The sequence below is a fragment of the Alsobacter sp. SYSU BS001988 genome, from assembly GCF_054796215.1.
Map to the genome: position 1 here is coordinate 1 of NZ_JBTAMK010000026.1, position 21,353 is coordinate 21,353.

The following is a 21,353-nucleotide window of genomic DNA, read 5'->3' on the forward strand; positions in this document are numbered from 1 at the left end:
GCACGGCGCCGTCCAGGCCCAGGCGGCAGAACCAGCGATAGGCCAGGTTGAGGTGAACCTCCTCGCACAGCCTGCGCTCGGAGCGAATGCCGAAGCAGTAGCCCACCAGCAGCATCCGGATCATGAGTTCCGGATCGACCGAGGGCCGGCCCATCTCGCTGTAGAACGGGCGCAGGTGGGCGCGAATGTCGGAGAGATCGACAAACCGGTCGATCCCGCGGACGAGATGATCGGCCGGAACATGACGCTCCAGGCTGAACTCGTAGAACAGTGCTTCTTGAGCCACCGTCCGTTCGCCCATCATCGCGTCGCCCCCCAATCCAGGACGACTGAATCAGGACTTCACCCCCGCAGCAACGCCAACTTTTTCAACGGCATCGGCGCAGGACGGACCCAACCGAACGTGAGCTACGGGCGTTGTTGTGGTCGTGCGTCGTGGCATACGCGACGACAAGCAGCGATGTATCTGTGCTGTTTGCTACCGCCTCGCACCTGCTTCACGCGTATTCGGGTCGCGCCGGTGTAAAGACGTCCAGGTTGAGGACAGCTTCGTCGCCGATGACCTCGCCCCAGTGCTCAACGTTAGGCGGCACCACCAGGAGCTGGCCGGGTCCAAGGATGTGCTCTTCGCCCCCGACCACGAACCGTATTCTGCCAGCCAGGATGTAGGCGATCTGCTCGTTGGGATGCGAATGGGGCTTGGGCTCATGGCCGGGCTGAAGTCGGTGCAGCGCCACGGTCGCGCCCTCCCCTGTGAAGCCTTTCCGCTCCACTCCGGGGCGGACCGGCGTCCACGGAATAAGGTTCCAATCAATGGTCGGGATGCTCATCGTTTTGTCTCCTCCGCATCGCTTGTCATTTGGCCGCGCCCAGGATTCCGCCAGGGCGCAAGAACAGGAAAATTAGCAGCATCGAAAGCGCCGCTACATTTTTGAGCCCGGAGCCAAGCGCCGCGATGGCGCCCGCCTGCACCAGGCCGAGCAGCAGCCCGCCCAGAAAAGCGCCGAGCGGCCGGCCGAACCCGCCCACGATGGCTGCTATGAAGCCCGAGATCGCAAAGGGCACGCCGACATTGAAGGCGGTATACTGGGTCGGGGTGATCAGGATGCCGGCTGTGGCCCCAAGAGCGGCGCTGAGCCCGAAGGAAAGCGCCAGCATGCGCTTGACCGGAATGCCCTGAAGAGCGGCCGACTCGCGGTCGATCGAGCAGGCCCGCATGGCCTTGCCCGCCAGAGTGTAGCGGAAAAAGGCGGTCAGGGCGGCGATGACGAGCGCCGAGGCGCCCAGGATCCAGAGGAGCTGAACGCTGATCGCCACCCCTCCGAGCATCAGCGGCGGCACGTCGGTGAACACCGGCAAGGTCCGCGGCTGGTCGCCCGCCGCCAGCAGGGTCGCCCGTTCCACGACAATCTGGGCCGCGAGCGTGGCCAGGATCATGACGAACATGGTGGCGTTGCGGTCCCACAGGGGCCGAACCACGAGGCGCTCCAGCGCCATGCCCATGGCGGCGACCACCACGATGGCGACCAGGGCGGCGGGCAAGAGCGGTACGCCGTAGCGCATGAGCAACAGCTGCGTCAGCATGCCGCCCAGCATCACGAAGGCGCCCTGGGCGAAGTTCACGATGCCGCTGGCGTTGTAGATCACGCAAAAACCGATGCCGATCAGCCCGTAGATGCAACCGGTCCCGACGCCGCTGACGAGCACCTGCGCGAAGTAGGTCGGATCAGGCATCGGCGATCTCCACTCCACCCAGATAGGCGGCGATCACCGCCGGGTGGGCGCGCACTTCGGTCGGCGAGCCCTCCGCGATCTTGCGGCCGAAATCGAGCACCACCACCCGGTCGGCGACATTCATCACCAGCGACATGTCGTGCTCGATCAGCAGCACCGTGACGCCCTGGTCGGCGATGGTGCGGATGACTGCCGCCAGGCGCTTCGATTCAGCCGCATCCAGTCCGGCGGCCGGCTCGTCGAGCAGCACCAGCTTCGGCCGCGCGGCGAGCGCACGCGCGACTTCGAGGAGCCGCTGCTGGCCATAGGAGAGCACCTTGGCGGGCTGGTCGCCGATGTCCGACAGTCCGACAAGGTCGAGCAGTTCGCGGGCGCGCTCGGCGACGTCGCGCTCCTCCCGAACGGTCGCCCCCGGACGAAAGACCGCCGACAGCAGTCCGCTGCGCGTCTGCAAGTGCTGGCCGACCTTGACGTTATCGAGCGCGGTCAGGTCCGGGAACAGCTGCACCAGCTGGAACGTCCGGACGAGTCCCTTGGCGGCCAGCCTGTCCGGTCGCATCCCGACGATGTCTTCGCCGTCGAACAGGATGCGGCCGTGGTCGGGCTTGAGGAAACCGGACACGAGACTGAACAGCGTCGTCTTGCCGGCTCCGTTGGGACCGATGACGGCGGTGACGCCCCTTGCCGGCACGTCGAAGCTGACGTCGCCCGTGGCGGTTACGCCGCCGAAGCGCTTGGTGACGCCCTGGACGCTGAGGCGGGTCATGCTTCGGCGCTCCGCTTGCGGGCTTTCGCCCGGTTGAACAGCGAGGCGAGGCCGCGCGGCGCGTAGATGAGGATGACGATCAAGGCCGCCCCATAGGCGAGATCCTGGTAGTCCTTGAAGCCGCGGAACACCTCCGGCATCAGGCTGACGATGAGCGCGCCGACCAAGGGTCCGGCGACGCTGCCAACGCCGCCCACATACAGCATCGTGAAGCCGAGGATGACCATGTGCAGGCCGAACACCTCGGGGCTCACATAGCCGACCACGTGCACGAAAAGGCACCCGGCCAGCGCCGCAAACGCGGCCGAAACCAGGAAGGCGAGCAGCTTGGTGCGGGCGACGTCGACGCCGAGCGCGAGGGCGCCGTTCTCGCTGGCGCCGAGCGCCAGGAAGGCTCGGCCCATCCGGGAGTCGCGAATGCGCGCCGAGATGAAGGTCGACGCCAGAACGATGGCGACCAGCAGCGCCAGCTGGCCGCGATCGGACGTCACCTCGTAAGAACCGACGCCCAGCGGCGGAACGCCCGAGATGCCGAGATAGCCCTGCGTGACCGACTGCCACTCGACCGCGATCTCATACGTGATCAGGCCGATCGCCAAGGTGCCCATGGCCAGGTAGTGGCCCTTGAGGCGCAGTGTCGGATAGCCGATGACCAGCGCGAGCAACACCGCCGCAGCCACCCCTGCGCCCATGGCTGGCACGACCGGCCACTGGTGCGTCGTGGTCAGTACCGCCGACATGTAGCCGCCGACCGCCGCGAAGGCGTTCTGGCCGAACGAGACCTGGTTCGTGTAGCCCATGAACAGGTTCAGCCCCGTCACAAACACCGCGTACACGAGCGCGAAGCCGATCACGGTGGCCGGGTAGCCTCCGGCCACGAAGCCGTAGCCCACGAAGAGCGCCGAGACGCCCCAGGGCAGCAGGCGAAGCGCGCTGCGCCGGTCAGGTGAAGTAGTACTTCGCAAGATCTTCATGGGTGGTGATCTGATCGGTATCGAGGCTGGCCGCGATGCGGCCAAGGGAAAGCACATACACGCGCGTGGCCATCTTCAGCGCCGCCGGGGCCTTCTGCTCGACCAGCAGGATCGGCAAGCCCTCGTCGCGCAGCATCGCGAGCTTCTCGAAGATCTCGGCGGTCACCCGGGGCGCCAGTCCGAGGGACGGCTCGTCCAGGAGCAGGATCTTGGGGTCGCCCATCAGGGCCCGCCCGATGGCGAGCATCTGCTGCTCGCCCCCCGACATCGAGCCGGCGAGCTGCGCCCGGCGCTCGCCAAGGCGGGGGAACAGCTCCAGCACGCGCGCCAGCCGGCGCTCGAACTCGGGCTTGTCGCGGCCCAGCCGGTAGGCGCCGAGCTGCAGGTTTTCCTCGACCGTCATCGGGCCGAAGATGCCCCGCCCCTCCGGCACCAGCACAACGCCGCGGGCGCTGACCGCCACGGCGTCGCCCCGCGGCAGCGGCCTGTCCTGAAACATGACCTGACCTGTGGTCGCCGTGAGCCCCAGGATGGCGCGTAGCAGCGTCGATTTTCCGGCCCCGTTGGGGCCGAGGATCGCGACAAGCTCACCCGTCCGGACATGAATGTCCGTCGGGGCGAGGACGCGCACGTGCCCGTACCGGGCCGTGAGCGCCTGCGTCTCGAGGATCGTCGCGCCGGGCGCGCTCCGCTCGTTCATTGAACGACCTTGACCTTGCCCTCGCTGATCGTGGCGATGAAGAACGGGTTCTTGGTCAGCCCCTGGTGGACGGTCGCGCTCATGTCGTAGACGCCCGTCGTGCCCTGGAAGCCGCTCAGCGTCTCCAGCGCGTCGCGCACCGCCGGCCCCTCGACCGACTTCGCCTTCTCGATCGCCGCCACGGTGAGCATCACCCCATCCCAGCCGCGCGAGGCCCAGTTCGGGTCGCGGTCCTGGAACTTGGCCTTCCACGGCTCGAGGAACTTGCCGATCTCGCTCTTGAGCGGACCGGCCGGCAGGCCCTCGTAGACCTGCGAGGGGGACGCCACAAACAGGAACTTGTCGCCCAGCACCTCGGCCACGGGCTTGAACACCGCGATGTCCTCCAGGCTGGTGAGCATCAGGAGGTCGCCGCCGAGCTGCTTGATGTTCTTGGCCGCCGTGAGGGTCGTGCCGCCGAGGCCGATCTTCAGGATCGCCTTGGCGCCGGCCGCCTTCATCTTGGCGATCTGGACGGACAGGTCCGCGTCGTCCTGCTTGTACTGCTCGACGCCGACGACCTCGATGCCGTAGTCGGCCGCCGACTTCTCGGCCGCCGCCTTCTGCAGGTTGGCGTAGGGGGTCGGGTCGTGCAGCACGCCGATCTTGCGGACGTCGGTCTTCTCTTTCAGGTATTCGAGGCGCTTGGTTACCTCGAAGCCGGCGGGCGGCAGGGTCGTGTAGGCCCACTTCACCTGGTCGGGCTGCTGCGGCAGGATCGAGCACAGGACCATCGGCACCTGGGCGCGGACAACAAGGCCGGCGGCCGCGAAGTTTCCGGCGGAGACGCAGCCGCTGATGAAGATGTTGACCTTGTCGGACGTCAGCATCTTTCGATAGACGGTGACGGCCTCCTGCGGTTCGGACCGGTTGTCCTCGACCACGACTTCGAGCTTGCGGCCCGCGACGCCGCCCTTGGCGTTCACGGCCGCGACCGCGAGCTCCACGCCGTCGCGCCAGGCGCGGTCGACGGTCGCCGCATAGCCGGTGAGCCCGGCCGAGATGCCGATCTTGTACGGTTCCTGGGCCAGCGCGGGCCCGGCGGCGGCGACGCCGAGCGCGAGGCCGAGCGCAGCCATTCTCATTGCGTTCGTCATGGTTTCCCTCCCAATTTTGTTCACGGACGTCCGCTTAGTCGGGCGATCCGAATCCTCCGCCGCCTGGCGTCTCCAGCAGCACGACATCGTCGGCCTGCATGGTGAGCTTGCGCGGCTCGCTGACGTCGCGACCATTGATCTGGAAGCGTCCCGCCTTGCCGGGCATGCCCCCGCCGACCCCGTCGGGACCGCTGTCGAGGCGGCTCGGCACGGCGTTCAGCAGCCACGGCTGGTCGGTCAGCATCCTGAACTGGATGATCTGCCCGTCCCCGCCGGCCGAGCGGCCGGCGCCGCCTGAGCCCAGGCGAAGCTCCTTGCGCTCGAACACGATCGGCATGGCGGCTTCGAGGATTTCGATCGGCACGGCCGCCACGCCGGTGGGGTAGCAGGTCGCGCTCGGCCCAGGCTTCGTGGCGCGCGCGCCCATGCCACCGGAGTAGTTGAACATCGAGGAGGTGAAGGGCTCGCCGTCCGGCTTCTTGCCCTGGATCTGGATGGTCCACACGGCGCCAGAGCCCTCGGCCAGCACACGCTCGGGCATCACCTGATGCAGCGCTTTCAGGATCGGCATCGGCACATACATGCCGACGACATGCCGGGCGTTCACCGGCGCGGGGTACTTGCAGTTCACGATCGATCCGAGAGGCGCCTTGATCTCGATGGGCGCAAGACTGCCGGTGTTGTTGGGCAGCTCCGGGTTGAGGCAGCTGCGGATCGCGAAGGTCGAGTAGGCGTGCGTGTAGTTCAGCACCACGTTGATGCCCATCGGCATCTGCATGGTGGAGCCCTCGAAGTCGACCGTGATCCCGCCCTTCTCGGCGTCGATGGTCACGGCCGTTTTGAGGGTGATGACCTGGCCGCCCGGCACGTCGAACTGGCTCTCGCCGTGGTAGACGCCCGGCCTCAGCTTGCGGATGGCGTCGCGCGTGGCGTATTCCGAGCGCTGGATGATCTCGTCCGACAGGGCCTCGATATCGTCGATGCCGTGGCGCCGGCACAGCGCGATGAGGTGCTCGGCGGCCGCATGCCCGCTGGAGACCTGCGCGGCGAGGTCGCCGAACACCGCGTCCGGCGTGCGGACGTTGCGGCCGATGATGGCGTGCAGCACCGGATTGGGCACGCCGCGCTCATACAGCTTCAGCGGCGGGATCCAGAGCCCCTCCTCGTGGACGTCGCGGGCGCCGGCCCCGATGCCGTAGCCGCTGATGTCCGTGTGGTGGATGGTCGAGCCGATATGGGCGATAAGCCGCTCGCCGTCATAGATCGGCGTCAGGATGGTGATGTCGAAGAAGTGGCCGGCCGACAGCCACGGATCGTTGGTGATCAGGACGTCGCCGGGCTCGCATTGGCCTTCGAAGAGCCGCACCAGATGCGCGCCCGCGAAGGCCAGCGAGTTGATGTGGCCGGGCGTGCCGGTGTTGGCCTGCGCCACCATGCGGCCGCGCAGGTCGAACAGCGCGCAGGCGAGATCGCCCGCCTCGCGCACGATTGGGCTGAAGGCGATGCGCTGGAGGGCCTTGGAGCGCTCCGTCACGATGCCGATGAGGTTGGACCAGAGGATTTCGAGTTCGACGCCGTCCATCGGATTATCCCTTCGTGGCGACGATGCAGCCGAGGCTGTCGATGACGGCGACCCAGCCGGGCGGCAGGGCGGTGGTGGTCTCGCGCTCTTCGATGATCGCCGGGCCGGTGATTGACTGGCCCACGGCGAGATCGGCGCGACTGTAGACAGGCGTGTTCTGGCTGTCTGCCCAAGCGTGGACCAGACGGTGCCGATGCGGCTCGCCCGGCGACGAGCCCGCCTTCGGGACGGCCTTGACGCCAACCAGCGGTCCGCGCGCCGTCACCCGCCAGGTGACGATCTCGACCGGCACATGCGAGGGGTTCATGCCATAGAGCGTGCGGTAGGCTTCCGTGAAGCGATGTTCGACATCGGCGAGGTCGCGGCCGGCGCGAGGGTCCTCGGCGAACGTCACCGCCACCTCGTGCTGCTGGCCGACATACCGCATGTCCGCGCCGAAACTGAACGTGACGTCGCGGGGCGCGCATCCGGCTTCGCCCAGCGCCGCGGTCGCCTCCGCGGTCAGCTCGTTGAGAATGCCGTCGACGCGGCTCCAGTCGAGTTCGCCAAGCCTGCCGAGGTCGCTGCGCACGAGGTCGAGCCGGACCGGAGTGACGAGGGTTCCGAAGGCCGACAGCACGCTCGATTGCGGCGGAACGATCACGCTCGTGCTCTGCAGCAGGCTCGCCACCTCGCAGGCGTGGAGCGGTCCCGCGCCGCCGAAGGCGAACAGGGGCAGTCCGCGATAATCGACGCCGCGATCGGTCGCGTGAGTGCGGGCGGCCGAGGCCATCGCCTCCGTGACGACCCGGAACACGCCGCGCGCGGCCTCCACCGGGGTGACGTGCAGCTTGTCGGCCAAGGCCGCCATGGCGCGCTCGGTCGCCGGCAGGTCGAGCCGCATGTCGCCGCCGAGAAAATTGTCGGCGTCGATAAGCCCTAGCATCAGGTCGGCGTCTGTGACCGTGACGTTCTGGCCGCCGCGTCCGTAGCAGGCGGGACCGGGCTGGGAGCCCGCGCTGTGCGGTCCGACCTTCAGGAGCCCCAGCGCATCCACATGCGCGATGGAGCCGCCCCCGGCGCCGATCTCGATCATGTCGATGGACGGCACCGTCACCGGAAGCCCGCTGCCTTCCTTGAAGCGGTAGCGCCGGTCGACCTCGAACAGGCCGGTGACGAGCGGCTGGCGGTTCTCGATGAGGCAGGCCTTGGCGGTCGTGCCGCCCATGTCGAAGGACATCAGCCGGTCCACGCCCAGCAACTCGGCGTAATGGCAGGCCGCCAGCGCGCCGGCGGCCGGGCCGCTCTCGATCATGCGGACAGGATTGCGGCCCGCCGTCTCGGCGCCCACGACGCCCCCCGAGCTCAGCATGATGAGCGGCGTATTGGCGAAGCCCTCGCGGCCCAGGCGCTCGGAGAGACGGCGCAGATAGGGCTGGGAGATCGGCATCGCGTAGGCGTTCACCGTCGTGGTCGACGCCCTGGGATATTCGCGGATCTGCGGCGCCACGTCCGACGAGCAGCAGATGAACAGGTCCGGCATCGCCTCGCGCAGGCCGGCGACCACAAGCCGTTCGTTCTGGGCGTTGGCGAAACTGTTGAGGAAACACACGGCCAGCGCCTTGGCGCCGCTTGCGGCCACCTGCTCGACCAATGCGGCGATGGCGGCCTGCGTCGGCTCCTGCGTGACGCGGCCGTCCGCCAGCGTGCGCTCGGCGACCCCGAAGGTGAGCTCGGCCGGGACCAGCGGCTTCGGAAACTCGATCTGCGGGTCGTACATCTCGTAGCGGTGCTCGTTGCGGATGAAGAGCACGTCGCGGAAGCCCTCGGTGGTCACCAGCGCGGTGGGCTGGCCCTTGCGCTCGATCAGGGCGTTCGTCACCACCGTGGTGGCGTGCACCACCACGCCGCCGACGTCGGACGGCTTGACGCCGGCCTTCGCCAAGACCGCGTGGACGCCGCCGAAGAAGCCTTCGAGCAGGTCGTGGTGCGTCGTGAGCGTCTTGTCGACGGCCAGCGCGCCGCCCTCATGGCGCAGCACGATGTCGGTGAACGTGCCGCCGATGTCGACAGCGAGCGAGTAGGTCATGGGGATCACTCTCTCCAGCCCAAGGCCCGCGAGATGCGTCTCGCGGTCCCGACGACCGCCTCGACCTGCGCATCGGCAGGATCGGCGGGAATGAATTGCTTGGCGCCCACGATGGCGATGGACGCGACGAGGCGGCCCTGGTGGTCGTAGACCGGCGCCGCGATGGTGTTGACGCCGCTGATCACCTCGTCCGGCGCGGTCGACCAGCCGCGCTCGCGCACCTTCGCGACATCACGCTCCAGCGTCTGCGGATCCGTGATGGTTTCGGGCGTCCAGGCGGGGAGCGGGCCCCGGCGCACCGCTTCCAGCAGCGTCGCCGGTCCGAAGGCCAGCCAGATCTTTCCATGCGCGCTGGCGTGGAGGGCGAGCCTCGTGCCGGGGCGGGTGGCGAATTCGATGACGGTTCGGCCTTGAGTGAGTTCCAGCACGACGACGTCGTCATCGATGAGTTCGCAAATCGTCACCGCCTGCCCGGTGGCGTCACGAAGCTGGATGAGTTCAGGCCTGGCGGCCGTGACAATGTCGAAACGGCTGCGACAAGCCTCGCCGAGAACCATCAGCTTGACCCCGACGTCGTAGCGACCCGTGGCCGGATCCTGGCGGACAAAGCCACGGCTGCAGAGGCCGCGCAGGTGACGGTAGACCGTGGCCTTGGATGCGCCGAATTCCGTCGCAATCGCGGCGAGAGGCGTGGGGCCGCTCTGATAGGCGAGGTACTCGACGATCCGCAACGCCAGATCCAGCGTGCTCGTCGACCCCGCTTTCGGCCCGTCCGGTGCTTCGGCCATCTCCCCGCCGAACTGTTTCATTTATTGAAACGCCATTTCATTATTCAAACTGTGCTGGAAGTTTGGTTGATCGTCAAGCATTCTGTCCGCAGCAGCCGCGCCGGCCTCATCAGCCGCGCAAAGCAATCGAGGCGAGCTTGCGGCGTGGGCCGCGGGACCTCAGGGGAGACCGAGCGATGAACCTTGCCGCACTCATCATGGACGTCGCGCGCCGGCAGCCCGGGGCGCCGGCGGTCACGGACGGCGAGACGACCCACAGCTATGCGACGTTCATGAAGCGAGCGTCCTGCATCGCGGGCGCGCTCACGGCGCGCGGCTTGGCGCCTGGCGATCGCGCCCTGCTGGCCATGGAGAACTGCGGCGAATTCCTCGAACTGCTCGTAGCGTGTTGGTGGGCGGGCTTGTGCGCGGTTCCGGTGAACGCCAAGCTCCATCCCCGTGAAGTCGAGCATATCGCACGCGATTCAGGCGCCCGGATCGCGTTCACGAGTCCTGGACTGGCCGAGAGCCTCGCCCCGCTTCCCGCCTGGGTGAACACCCTCGAAGACATGGTCTGCGTCGGCACGCCGGAATATGGGAGGCTTTCTGAAGCCGAACCGCTCAAGGTCCACGGCGGCGACGCAGAGGAGCGGGCCTGGATCTTTTACACGAGCGGAACCACCGGACGGCCGAAGGGCGCGATCCTGAGTCACCGCAACCTGCTCAACATGAGCTACGCCTATTATGCGGACATCGACGCCGTCGACGCCAGCGACGTGAAGCTGCACACAGCGCCGCTCTCCCACGCGTCGGGACTCTTCGCTATTCCGCACCTGCTCAGGGGCAGCCATCAGGTGGTGCTGCCGGGCTTCGACGTGGAGGCCATCGCAGGCGCGCTGATGCAATACTCAAGCGTGACCATGTGGGCCGCGCCGACCATGTTGACCAGGCTGGTCCACAGCCCCGTCGCCGCTTCCCTCAAGACCGACAGCGTCAAGACGATCTACTATGGCGGCGGCCCGATGTATGTGGCCGACCTGGAACGTGCGCTCGCCATCTTCGGGCCTCGCCTCTACCAGATTTACGGCCAAGGCGAGTCGCCCATGACCATCGCGGGCCTGTCAAAGTCTTGGCACAGCGCCGCTCACGCGCCCGACGACCTGCGGACCTGCGGGACCGCCCGCACCGGCGTTCTTATGCGCATCGTCGACGAGAACGACAAGGAGCTGCCGGCGGGCGAGATTGGCGAGGTGGTGACGCAAAGCGATTGCATGATGCAGGGCTACTGGAACAACCCAGCTGCGAGCGCGGAGGCCCTGCGCGGCGGCTGGCTTCACACGGGCGACCTCGGCAGCATGGACGAGCGCGGCTTCCTGACCCTGCGCGATCGGTCCAAGGACATGATCATCAGCGGAGGCAGCAACATCTACCCCCGCGAGATTGAAGAGGTGTTGCTGCGCCACCCGGGCGTGCTGGAGGCCTCCATCGTGGGTCGGCCACATCCCGAATGGGGCGAGGAGGTGGTCGCATTCGTTGTCGCCGAACCCGAATCTGGCGTCAGTGATGCGGCGCTTGACGCCCTCTGCTTAGAGCACATTGCCCGGTTCAAGCGCCCGAAAAAATACGTCTTTTTGGATGCTCTTCCCAAAAACAACTACGGAAAAGTATTGAAAACTGAGTTACGGGAACGGGCCAAAGCAGAAAATCTGGTTTCGCGATGAGGGTCTGCAACGTGATTTCAGGGTGCAGTGCTGGGGGACATCGCTAACAGGGGGCCGCAGGCTAGAATAGCCCGCAGCAAGCCCGGCAGCACAAAGGCACTGGCACGGAGCAGGCAGAGCCGGCGTCCGCCGAGAAGACGCACCTCAACCGGCACTCCTGAGCCGAATCCGACTCTCCCTCCGTCCGCGCTCGGCGCGCCCGGCCTGGCTGACCGCGATCTCCGATACGTCAACGGCGTTACGCTCAGGCCCTACTTCAGCCCCAAGGCCAGCCCGCTCAAGTCCAAGCTGACGATGACGCCCGTTTGTTCCCCGGCAAGCTGCAGAACCGCGCCATTCTGGTTGGTGAGAACCACGGCTTGCGCTCCCTTCACCGCTGCAGCGCCGGCGCCCGCCTGCGCGTAGACACCGGAAATGTCCGACGCGCGTCGGATATTGCTGACGGTGCCGCGGAAGCGGGTTTCCGAGGCCCCGAACGTGAACCCATAACTCAGCCCCCCAACCGACAAGGGATACCTGCGGCCCTGAAAGGTCAGAGTCCCTTCTCCTGCCGATCCACCTAGCACGAAGCCGGCCTTAAAAATGCGGAGGCGAACGGAGCCACTGCCAGCATTGGCCTCTGAGACAAGGCCAATGAGCGCGCAGATGGCGAGCGCGCCGACCTTCAGCTTGGACAAGACGTTCATCAGGGACTACCTCTCGAAAGAGCACGGGCGCTCAGGGTTCAACCTGCGCTGACAACGCGGCCGAGCCTGAGACGCTCCATAGGGGAGACCAAGCCAGTTTCCATGCGGGCCGGCCCGGCCTCGTCGTTGAGCACGAGCCGGCGACGAAGCGGTGACTGACCTCGTGGCCGCAGCCTTGGACGCCCTTATGCGGGGATACGACCATTCTCCCAAATCACAATTGCGGACTTCTGACGCCCAGCTTCGGGCTCAAGAGCAGCAATCAAGTATGAGAAAGACGTCAGGTCCCGTGCTGGCGGATGAGCGAGGGGAGCAGGAAGTACGAATGTCCGCTCCGAGGCAGCCGCCCTACGTCCGCTCTTGTCGCGAAGTAGACGGATCCGCACTCAAGTTGCTGTCGCATAGCCGACGTGAATGCGTGCCCTGTGCGAAAGTTTGCTGGAAGTAAGCTCAGGTCTGCGGTGAATAACCAGAACCGCATTGGTCAGCTGTGTCGCAGAGATTTGCGACAGTGGCATTGGCCATCTCAGCGAAAGAACGGCGCTCATCTCGAATTCAGAGAACCGCCATCGCTCAGACCTCGGTGGTTCAGCGGCTGAAGCGGGTCCCGAGCAGTCTCGAGCAGGAGAAAAAAAGAACGCGAGACTTCGTGGCCGTGCAAAGAGTCACCTGCGAACCATGCTCCGATACCCTGTTAGCAGGGATTTTACAGGTGACGCTCTGGGCAATCCGCCGAAACGGCTTCAGTGTGACCCGCAAACTTGAAGCAAACTAAACGATAGCTGCTGCGATTGTGTTTGTTAGGAACAGGGAAAATGCCGGAAGTGAACAGCGATTCAAAGGTGGGATCAGGATCGTTCTCAGCTGACCGGCAACGCCCGGGCCGTTAACACTCTAGATTGGTCCAGGGCGCTCATAGCGCGATTGCTCGTGCGAGGGATTAGCTGGCCACTATGAGTTCGCATCCGGACCGCCGAATCATCTGCGTCGTAGCGTCGTTCGGCGGCCGGTCGGTGATGAGGGTGCTGACGTCGCTGAGATGGGCGAGACGCGACATGGCCACTCGCCCGAATTTGGTGTGGTCCGCCAGAAGGATCTTCCGCCGGGCGTTGCGGAACATGGCTCGCGCGACGACGACCTCCTCGTCACGGTATTCAAGCAGGTTCCCGTCCGGATCGATGGCTCCGATGCTCGTCAGGTGGAGGTCGCAGCGGTAGTTTTCAACGAACTCGACTGCAGGCGAACCGCCGACGGCCCGGTTATGCCGCATCCAGATTCCACCGGTGATCTGGATCGAGACTCCCGGACACTGCTCTAGGATTGACGCGGCCGCGATGCTGTTCGTGACAATGCGCAGTCCCGTTGGGCTACGCTCCACGATCGCCTTGGCGAGCGCGTCGACTGTGGTGCCAGGCGTTAAAAAGAGCGAACTGCCAGGCTTCACCAGTTCGGCCGCGACCCGACCGATGGCGGCTTTTCCGTCCGCGGTTTCGACGTGCCGCAGTCCGTAATCAGCATTTGAAGTGCTTACATTGGCGCTGGCCCCGCCGTGATGCCGGCGCAAGAGGCCCCGCTCCGAAAGGTCCTGAAGATCGCGCCGGAGGGTCTGCGGGGTCACCTTGAACAGGCTGACCATCTCCTCGATCGCGAGATACCCACGGCGGCCGAGGTTATCTAGAATTTCGCCGTGGCGCTTTGTGAGCCGGTCCATTGTGGCGGCATACATACCGTCAGCCCTGCAGTTATTGCAATGTGCGTTTCCGAAAACGCTTGTTGCGGATTGGAACGCGTCCTGCATCATCGTGAGCGCAAAGGCGATCGCCGGCGCGAAGATGGAGCCCGGTCGAGAACGGGCCCAAGAAAAACGGGACGGAACATGCCTGACGACGGGCTCTCCCCGACGGGCCTCCCGCCTGCCGGTTCGCGCGTGATGCAACGCCTGCGCTGGCCTCTGCGGTCGGTCGCGCCATGAGGCGGAGGATCATATGCGTCGGCAACCTCGTCCATGATGAGGTGTTCCAGGTTGAGGCGCTGCCCTCGTCCGGCATCAAAACCGGTGTCCTGGACTACCAGTCCCGGTTTGGCGGCCCCGCCGCGACGGCAGCCGTCGCGATCAGCCATCTCGGCGGGACGGCGGCCTACTGGGGCAGGGTCGGCGCCGATGCGACAGGGCAGGTTGCGGTCCGGATCATGACGGAGCACGGCGTCGATTGTTCCGGTGTCGCGATGATCAGCGAGGGGCGGACGCTCCGCGCGATCGTGCTCGTCGATGCTGGCGGCGAGCGCAGCATCGTCTCCGACCGTCGCAGCCTTCCCATCGACCCTGCCGTGCTCCCGGCGGATCCGCTGGCCGACGTCGCCGTCGTTCTGGCCGATAGCCGATGGCCGGCGGGCGCCGAAGCCGTGCTGGACCGAGCCCGCGCAGCGGCTGTTCCGACCGTGCTCGACGCGGATGGCGGCGCCCTCGCCGATAACCAGCGACTGATCGCCAGGGCCGACCATGTCGTGTTCTCCAGCGAAGGCCTTCGCGACTTCGCCGGCGACGGGGCGGCCGAGGATCTGCTCAGGCGCTGTGCGGCCCCGGGCAAAGTCTTCGCGGTCACCCGCGGCGCCATGGGAAGTCTATGGCTGCTGGACGGTGACATCGTCGCGGTCCCGGCGTTCAAGGTCGTCGTTGCCGATACGACCGGCTGCGGCGACGTCTTCCACGGCGGCTACGCGCTCGGCCTGGCGGAGGGAATGAAGCCTCTGGAGGCGGCTCGTTTCGCGTCTGCGGTCGCCGCTCTGAAAGGCGTGCGGGCATGCGGTTGGAACGGCATGCCGGACAGGCTCGCCGTGGAAGCCATGCTCGCGCATGGGGGGGATGAATCATCATTTCCGAAAGAGGCATTGCGATAACGAAAATAACATGCATCATCGAGCCACCCCTCGACAGACTGGGGACCGCAACATTCAGAGCTTATTGCACTGGATGGTCCAACTCTTAGCGCACAGCGCTCGTCCCCAAGTCTCTTCGATCCGAACATTCGCTTTCGAACCGATAAGGTGCCCTTATGAGCTGCGCCACGCTGGCTGACCTCGCCCAAGATCTCAGATCGTTGAACGTCGATCTCTCGGCGCCATCGCCGGATTTCGGGCGGGCCCGGCGGCCGACCCCGGAGATGATCGACCGTTGGGCCGAGACGGCCGCCCTGGCGGAGCCGGAGGCCCGGGCGTTGGCGATCTGGGCGATTAGGCAGGCGGCTTTGGCGGCCGGCGTCACGCCTTCCTCCGTCCAGGAGCTCTACCTCGCGCGCGCGGCCGGCAAGTGGGAGGGCAGGACCGTTCCGGCCATGAATCTGCGCGGCTGGACCTATCACACCTGCCGAGCCGTCTTCCGCGCCGCGAAGGAGTTGGACGCAAAACTCTTCATTTTTGAACAGGCGGTTGGGGAAAGCATCTACGCGGACCAACCGCCCGCCGAGTTCACGGCCGGAGTTTTGGCGGCGGCGCTGCGGGAAGGCCATGAGGGCCCGGTCTTCCTCCAAGCCGACCACGACCAGGTGAACGCAGACGCCTATCGGCGCGATGGCGCGGCCGAGATTCAAAAGCTGGAGGGGATCATGCGCGAGCAGGTCGCCGCTGGTTTCTATAGCCTGGATATCGACGCTTCCACGGTCGTCGATCTGTCGCTGCCGACGGTCAAGGAGCAGCAACGCCTCAACGCCGAGTTGACCGCGCATTTTACCGAGTTCGTGCGCGGCATCGAACCCAAGGGTATCACCATCTCGCTCGGCGCGGAGATCGGCGAAGTCGGTCACGAGAACACCACGCCAGAAGAACTGCGCGAGTTCATGACGGTCTATCGTGAGGAGCTGGCCGCAAGGGGGACGTCGTTGACCCCCGTCAGCAAGATCAGCATCAACTCAGGCACCTATCACGGCGGCAAGATGCAGCCGAACGGGAAACTTGCGGACGTCACGGTCGACTTCGCGTTGCTGAAGACGATTTCGGACATCTGTCGCGGCGAGTTCGGCATGGCCGGCGCGGTGCAGCATGGCGCCTCGACGCTGCCGGGCAGCCAGCTCGCCCAGTTCCCCGGAACCGGCGCAGTGGAAATCCACCTTGCGCTCGGTTTCACCAACCTCACCTTCGATCACCCGAGCCTGCCCAAGGAATTCGCCGAGGAGATCCGGAATTACACCTTCGCGAACCACGCCGCCGAGCGCCAGCCGGGCGAGAACGACGTGCAGTTCCTCTACAATACGCGCAAAAAGGCCTGGAAGGTCATGAAGGCGCGCTATTGGGCCTTGCCGGAGCCGGTCGCGGCCGAGGTCATGGCCTCTCTTCAGGCCATGTTCCGCGACATGTTTACCTGGATGAATGTCGGCGGCACCTCCAGGCTCGTTCAGGAGCACACGACGCTCACGAAGGTCGCGCCGCCGATGCCCGCCACGCTTTCACGGATTGCGGCCCAATAGCGCCGCGTTGACACGAGATAAAGAGCGGCCGTCAAAAACAGGGCCGCCACAATATGAACTCTGAGGAAACGCTAACAACGACGAGGAGGACGCCCATGCGCCTGTCACGCAGGTCTTTGACGATTGCCACGATGACTTTCGCTTCCGCGCTCACGCTGCCCATGCTCGCCGCCGCGCAGGACAAGGAGGTCCGCTGGGGCCAGTGGAAAGGCACCGAAGTCGGCGAAAAGTTCATGTCCGAGCTGAAGGCCGCCTTCGAAAAGGACAATCCCGGCATCAAGCTCGTGCCGGTCGACGGGCCTTTCACGGGCTTCCACGATCGCGCCATCGTCCAGCACCAGGCCAAGAAGCTGCCGGACGTCCTCATGGTCCAGGTGGACTGGGTCGCCGAGTTCGCCGACCTGGGTATGATCGACGCGATCGACGATAGGATCGCCAAAGAGCCAAAGGAGTTCTGGGACAACATCCCGAAGACCTTCCACCAAACCTGGCGCGGTAAGCAGTTCTACCTGCCGGTCGAGAGCGGCGCAGTCGCGCTGTTCTGGAACACTGACCTGTTCAAGGCGGCCGGCCTTTCTGGGGCGCCCAAGACCTGGGATGAGTTCGCGGAGATGTCGCGCAAGCTCACGAATCCCGACAAGCGACAGTTCGCCATCACGGGTACGCTGCAAGGCGAGCCGCCCACGAACATGACCTACGAGATCTATCCGCTTCTGCTCCAGGCTGGCGCGAAGCTGATCGACGCCAGCTCGAATAAAGCCGTCTTCAACAGTCCGGAGGGCGTCGCGGCGATCGACTGGTACGTCGAGCGCATCAACAAAGACAAAATTTCCGTTCCCGGCGTGCTCAGCAATGGCGAGAAGGAGAAGCGGGCCAACTTTGCATCCGGCAACGTCGCCATGATGCTGGAAGGCCCATGGGGCATCGCGATCCAGAAACAGCTCAATCCGAAGCTGAACTATGAGATCGCGCCGCTGCCCGTCGGCAAGCAGACCGGCACCATGGTCCGCGGCTCGCTGAACACGCTGTCCAGCCAGGCCCAGGACAAGGACGCTGCCTGGGCCTTCATCCGCTGGATGTCCGGTCCGAAGGGCATCGAGATGTGGTCCAAGGGAACGGGCGCGTTCCCGGCCAGGACCGACGTCGCCAACCAGGACTGGTTCAAGGAGCGAAAGGAGTTCCAGGCCTTCGTGACCCAGATGGAGCGTCCCAACGCCGAGTCGCCGTATCTGGTGATGCCCAATGCCGTCCAGATGAATAAGATCATGACAACGGAGGTGCAGAACGCCGTGCAAGGCAAGAAAACCGCCAAGCAGGCACTCGACGACGCCGCCGCCGAGTGGAACAAGATTCTCGCCTCGGCCAAGTAGGCGCGCGATGACCCCATCCCAGAAGGGCGCTCCGCCGGCGCCCTTCCTGATCGCTCGAAAACCCGCCCGCCTGCCCGGCAGGCCTGCGGGGTCGAGCATCGGACGGCGGACGATGCTCAGCCTCAAGAGACGGTATGGCGACGAGATACTCGCCTACTCGTTCCTGTGGCCATCCCTGCTGATCTTGGTCGCATTGCTGATCTATCCGCTCGTCGACGTGGTTCGGCTGAGTTTCTACAACAGCAACCTGCAGCGCGAGACATGGGTCGGATTCGGAAACTACGCGGAACTGCTGCAAGACCCGCTGTTCTGGCGAGCTTTCGGGCAGACAGTGACATTCACCGCCTTCAGCGTCGTTCTCCATCTCGTCATCGGGCTCGGTCTGGCCCTGCTGTTGAATATGCGGATCAACGACGCGTTTCGGTCGGCGGCGCGGGGCTTGCTCATCGTGCCCTGGCTGCTCGCGCCGACAGTCGCCGGGATGATCTGGGTTCTCATGCTGGCGCCCTTCGGCGTCTTCAATGGGCTCCTCGTGTCCGCGGGGGTGATCGATTCAAATGCATCGGTCTCCTGGCTGGGCGATCCCTCAACCGCCCTCGGCTCGGTCACGGCCATGAATGTCTGGCGCGCTTTTCCGTTTTTCATGGTGATGCTGTTGGCCGGACTCCAGGCCGTCCCGCGGCAGCTCTATGAGGCGGCCGAGATCGACGGCGCGACGCTGCTCCGGCAGTTCTGGCACATCACCCTCCCTCAACTTCGGGGCGTGATCACCACCGTCGTGCTCCTCGACTCGATTTGGACATTTCGCGCCTTCGACCCGGCCTTCGTGATGACCGGGGGCGGCCCCGCCCATTCGTCGGAGGTTCTGGCCACCGTCATCTATTTCGACGGTTTCCAGAAGCTGCGTTTCGGCTACGCGTCGGCCGAGGCCGTGGTGATGTTCGTCGTCCTTTTCATTGTCAGCGCAATCTATGTGCGTCGAACCATGAGCAATGTGAACTGATATGCGCACAGCAACGCTGCCCACGAGGATTTCCGCCTATCACCTGGGCCTAAGAAGCCGTCGGCGGCTGCTGAACGGCATCGCATACGCGCTCCTGATTCTGGCTATCGTGATCGTCTTCTTCCCCCTGGCCTGGATGGCCACTGTGTCGGTGCGCCCGAACATCGAGGTGATGAAGATGCCGCCGGACTGGATCCCGCAGGTCTTCACCATGGAGGGTTACGTCAAGATTTTCACGAACAAGAAGTTTCTTGTCGTCTTCCTCAACACCATGGTGGTCTCGCTCCTGGTGACCGGCCTTTCTCTCGTGCTTGGCGCAATGGCCGCCTACGCCTTGGCGCGGTTCAATTTCATCGGCCAGCGCGCGGTCTTGATGTTCCTGATCACGACGCAGATGTTTCCGCTCGTATTGCTCTGCATCCCGTATTTTCGGACATTCATCACCCTCGGCCTCTACGACTCGCGGACGTCGCTGGTCATCGTGTATCTCACCTTCACGCTGCCGTTCTGCATCCTCATGCTGCGCAGTTATTTCCTCAATATCCCGCGCGACATCGAGGAAGCCGCCATGGTGGACGGATGCACGCGGCTCGGAGCCATTTTCCGGACCCTGATCCCGATGTCGTATCCAGCCTTCATCGGAGCGGGGCTCTACACCTTCCTGCTCGCCTGGAACGAGTTCCTGTTTGCGGTGGTGCTCATCGAATCGTGGGAGAACCGCGTCCTCACGATGGCCATCTACAGCCTGATGGCCGAGTTCGTGACCGAGTGGAACACCATGATGGCCTTCTCTGTGCTGGCGAGCCTGCCACTCGTGGTCGCGTTCGTTTTCCTGCAGAAGTTCATGGTGCAGGGTATGACCGCGGGCGCCCTGACGTCTTGACCAACCTCCCCCCTCGACGCTCCTCATCCGGGATGAAACATGATCTCCGACCTCCACGATAAAGTCGTCCTCGTCACTGGGGCCAGCACGGGCATCGGGGCGGCCGTCGCCAAGGGCTTCGCCCGCAACGGCGCCAAGGTGGTGGTCCATTACAACGCGAGCCACGACGCCGCGATGGACGTGGCTGAAGCCATTAGGCGCGACGGCGGGGATGTGCTGACCCTGCAGGGGGACGTAACCAGCCAGGCGGACGTGAAGGCGCTCGCCTCCCGTACGATGGCGCATTTCGGCCGCATCGACGTCCTGGTCAACAACGCCGGCGGGATGCTCGGCCGCGTGGTCACGACCGAGATGGACGACGCCCACTACGAAAACGTCATGCGCCTCAACTGCTGGTCCGTGTTCGCGATGACGCGCGAGATCGCGCCGCTCATGCCGACAGACGGGAGCGCGTCGATCATCAATGTGACCTCTATCGCGGCGCGAAACGGCGGCGGCGGCGGCGCGATCCTGTACGGAGCCGCGAAGGGATTCGTCAGCGCGTTCACCAAAGGGATGGCGCGCGAGCTTGTACCGTCGAAGATCCGCGTCAACGCCGTCGCGCCCGGCGTTATCGACACGCCCTTCCACGAGCGCTATTCGAGCGCCGAGCAGATCGAGGCCATGCGCCGGACCGTCCCCATGGGGCGCCTGGGAACCTCTGAGGATTGCGTCGGGGCGTTCCTGTTCTTGGCGTCGGGTGAACTTAGCGGCTATGTCACCGGCCAGGTCCTCGAGGTGAATGGCGGCCAACTTATGCCCTAGCTGGGCGTCGCAGGATCCGCAGTACGACGAAATGGGAGCGCACATGACAGCGGTCGCGGTAGGTGGCGCGAGCGCTTCTGTCCTAGCTTCTACGAGTTGTGGAAGACGTCAGTCCACAAGACCTCGACCTCACGGTCCGCATGGGCTCCGCCTGCGCTGGAGCTTTAGGGGGCCATTCGAAACGATCGACTTGAACGCCACAGGCGGTATGGCAGACTGTTTCGACCGATACGGCCCCTTCTACCGCCGCTTAGCGGCCGACCCCGGCGGTGCCCGGTGTTTGGGACAGGCCCAATCTCGAGCGTGTTGTGGAGGCTTGGGCGTCCCCATTCGACTCGGCTGGCCGAGTAGACGGGCCTGCCTGGCGCGATGCCCCCTTAGCCGCCCTGGCGAGCCACAGACTGGTGGCGAAGCAATCGCTCTATGACAGCGCCGAAAGCTCTTCTTGCGTGGTGCCGCTTAAGCCCTAGAGCGATTTCGGTGCCATCCCTTGCAACCCAGACGAGTTTCGCTGGCCTTAGCTGTTCCAGAGCATGCTCGTTTTCCAGCAGGGTCGGAAAATCGCAGCGCTTTCACTGAAACAGTTTCATCGCATTTGCGATCGTCTGAACCACCCCAACCAACAGGGGTATGCCGGCGATGCTCCAAGCTATCACGAGGCGCATGGTGCCGCTTGTTGAACTATCGACATGCTGCATG

General features: G+C 65.1%; 20 protein-coding genes. 7 read left to right on the forward strand and 13 right to left on the reverse strand.

Annotation, left to right across the window (positions count from 1 at the left end; genetic code table 11):
* The 10 genes from ACYVO7_RS24630 to ACYVO7_RS24675 form a co-directional block, all read right to left on the reverse strand.
* On the reverse strand, positions 1–304 hold a 304-nt coding region (locus ACYVO7_RS24630), incomplete at its 3' end, for a transposase (RefSeq protein WP_460452411.1).
* 193 nt (positions 305–497) lie between these two features.
* Positions 498–830, reverse strand: coding sequence for a cupin domain-containing protein (locus ACYVO7_RS24635; protein ID WP_460452412.1), 333 nt, complete (start codon positions 828–830; stop codon positions 498–500).
* Positions 831–855: 25 nt separating this feature from the next.
* A complete protein-coding gene (locus ACYVO7_RS24640) occupies positions 856–1,734 on the reverse strand; it encodes a branched-chain amino acid ABC transporter permease (protein WP_460452413.1) in 879 nt (292 codons plus the stop codon).
* Positions 1,727–2,500 (reverse strand): ABC transporter ATP-binding protein, encoded by a 774-nt coding sequence (locus ACYVO7_RS24645; protein WP_460452414.1) that lies wholly within the window; start codon positions 2,498–2,500, stop codon positions 1,727–1,729. Before ACYVO7_RS24645 ends, ACYVO7_RS24640 begins: the two co-directional genes overlap by 8 nt.
* Positions 2,497–3,474 carry a branched-chain amino acid ABC transporter permease gene (locus ACYVO7_RS24650; RefSeq protein WP_460452415.1) on the reverse strand — a complete coding sequence of 326 codons (978 nt, stop codon included), beginning with the start codon at positions 3,472–3,474 and terminating at the stop codon, positions 2,497–2,499. The genes ACYVO7_RS24645 and ACYVO7_RS24650 overlap by 4 nt, the downstream gene beginning before the upstream one ends.
* Entirely contained in the window at positions 3,443–4,174 is a 732-nt protein-coding gene (locus ACYVO7_RS24655; protein ID WP_460452416.1) for an ABC transporter ATP-binding protein, read from the reverse strand. Before ACYVO7_RS24655 ends, ACYVO7_RS24650 begins: the two co-directional genes overlap by 32 nt.
* Positions 4,171–5,310 (reverse strand): ABC transporter substrate-binding protein, encoded by a 1,140-nt coding sequence (locus ACYVO7_RS24660; RefSeq protein WP_460452417.1) that lies wholly within the window; start codon positions 5,308–5,310, stop codon positions 4,171–4,173. Before ACYVO7_RS24660 ends, ACYVO7_RS24655 begins: the two co-directional genes overlap by 4 nt.
* 34 nt (positions 5,311–5,344) lie before the next feature.
* Complete coding sequence (locus tag ACYVO7_RS24665) at positions 5,345–6,892, reverse strand: hydantoinase B/oxoprolinase family protein (protein ID WP_460452418.1); 1,548 nt, start codon at positions 6,890–6,892, stop codon at positions 5,345–5,347.
* Positions 6,893–6,896: 4 nt separating this feature from the next.
* On the reverse strand, positions 6,897–8,960 hold the full coding sequence (locus ACYVO7_RS24670; RefSeq protein WP_460452419.1) for a hydantoinase/oxoprolinase family protein: 2,064 nt from the start codon (positions 8,958–8,960) through the stop codon (positions 6,897–6,899).
* A gap of 5 nt (positions 8,961–8,965) precedes the next feature.
* Complete coding sequence (locus tag ACYVO7_RS24675; protein ID WP_460452420.1) at positions 8,966–9,769, reverse strand: IclR family transcriptional regulator; 804 nt, start codon at positions 9,767–9,769, stop codon at positions 8,966–8,968.
* A gap of 155 nt (positions 9,770–9,924) precedes the next feature.
* Between ACYVO7_RS24675 and ACYVO7_RS24680 the strand changes: the two genes are divergently transcribed.
* Positions 9,925–11,448, forward strand: a complete 1,524-nt coding sequence (locus tag ACYVO7_RS24680; protein WP_460452421.1) for a class I adenylate-forming enzyme family protein — start codon at positions 9,925–9,927, stop codon at positions 11,446–11,448.
* A 251-nt stretch (positions 11,449–11,699) separates the two neighbouring features.
* Here the strand turns inward: ACYVO7_RS24680 and ACYVO7_RS24685 are convergent, their stop codons facing one another.
* Entirely contained in the window at positions 11,700–12,134 is a 435-nt protein-coding gene (locus ACYVO7_RS24685; RefSeq protein WP_460452422.1) for a hypothetical protein, read from the reverse strand.
* Between the two features lie 940 nt (positions 12,135–13,074).
* Positions 13,075–13,860, reverse strand: coding sequence for a DeoR/GlpR family DNA-binding transcription regulator (locus tag ACYVO7_RS24690; RefSeq protein WP_460452423.1), 786 nt, complete (start codon positions 13,858–13,860; stop codon positions 13,075–13,077).
* Between the two features lie 242 nt (positions 13,861–14,102).
* Between ACYVO7_RS24690 and ACYVO7_RS24695 the strand changes: the two genes are divergently transcribed.
* From ACYVO7_RS24695 to ACYVO7_RS24720, 6 genes are all read left to right on the forward strand, one after another.
* Positions 14,103–15,032 (forward strand): PfkB family carbohydrate kinase, encoded by a 930-nt coding sequence (locus tag ACYVO7_RS24695; protein ID WP_460452424.1) that lies wholly within the window; start codon positions 14,103–14,105, stop codon positions 15,030–15,032.
* A gap of 200 nt (positions 15,033–15,232) precedes the next feature.
* Positions 15,233–16,594 (forward strand): hypothetical protein, encoded by a 1,362-nt coding sequence (locus ACYVO7_RS24700; protein WP_460452425.1) that lies wholly within the window; start codon positions 15,233–15,235, stop codon positions 16,592–16,594.
* Between the two features lie 95 nt (positions 16,595–16,689).
* Positions 16,690–17,964, forward strand: a complete 1,275-nt coding sequence (locus ACYVO7_RS24705) for an ABC transporter substrate-binding protein (RefSeq protein WP_460452426.1) — start codon at positions 16,690–16,692, stop codon at positions 17,962–17,964.
* A 112-nt stretch (positions 17,965–18,076) separates the two neighbouring features.
* Positions 18,077–18,967, forward strand: coding sequence for a carbohydrate ABC transporter permease (locus ACYVO7_RS24710; RefSeq protein ID WP_460452427.1), 891 nt, complete (start codon positions 18,077–18,079; stop codon positions 18,965–18,967).
* A gap of 1 nt (position 18,968) precedes the next feature.
* Positions 18,969–19,850 carry a carbohydrate ABC transporter permease gene (locus ACYVO7_RS24715; protein ID WP_460452428.1) on the forward strand — a complete coding sequence of 294 codons (882 nt, stop codon included), beginning with the start codon at positions 18,969–18,971 and terminating at the stop codon, positions 19,848–19,850.
* Between the two features lie 39 nt (positions 19,851–19,889).
* Positions 19,890–20,654: an SDR family NAD(P)-dependent oxidoreductase gene (locus tag ACYVO7_RS24720; protein WP_460452429.1), complete on the forward strand. Its 765-nt coding sequence runs from the start codon at positions 19,890–19,892 to the stop codon at positions 20,652–20,654.
* Positions 20,655–21,226: 572 nt separating this feature from the next.
* Here ACYVO7_RS24720 and ACYVO7_RS24725 read toward each other — a convergent pair.
* Positions 21,227–21,352 (reverse strand): MFS transporter small subunit, encoded by a 126-nt coding sequence (locus tag ACYVO7_RS24725; RefSeq protein ID WP_460452430.1) that lies wholly within the window; start codon positions 21,350–21,352, stop codon positions 21,227–21,229.
* Between the last annotated feature and the right edge of the window lies 1 nt (position 21,353).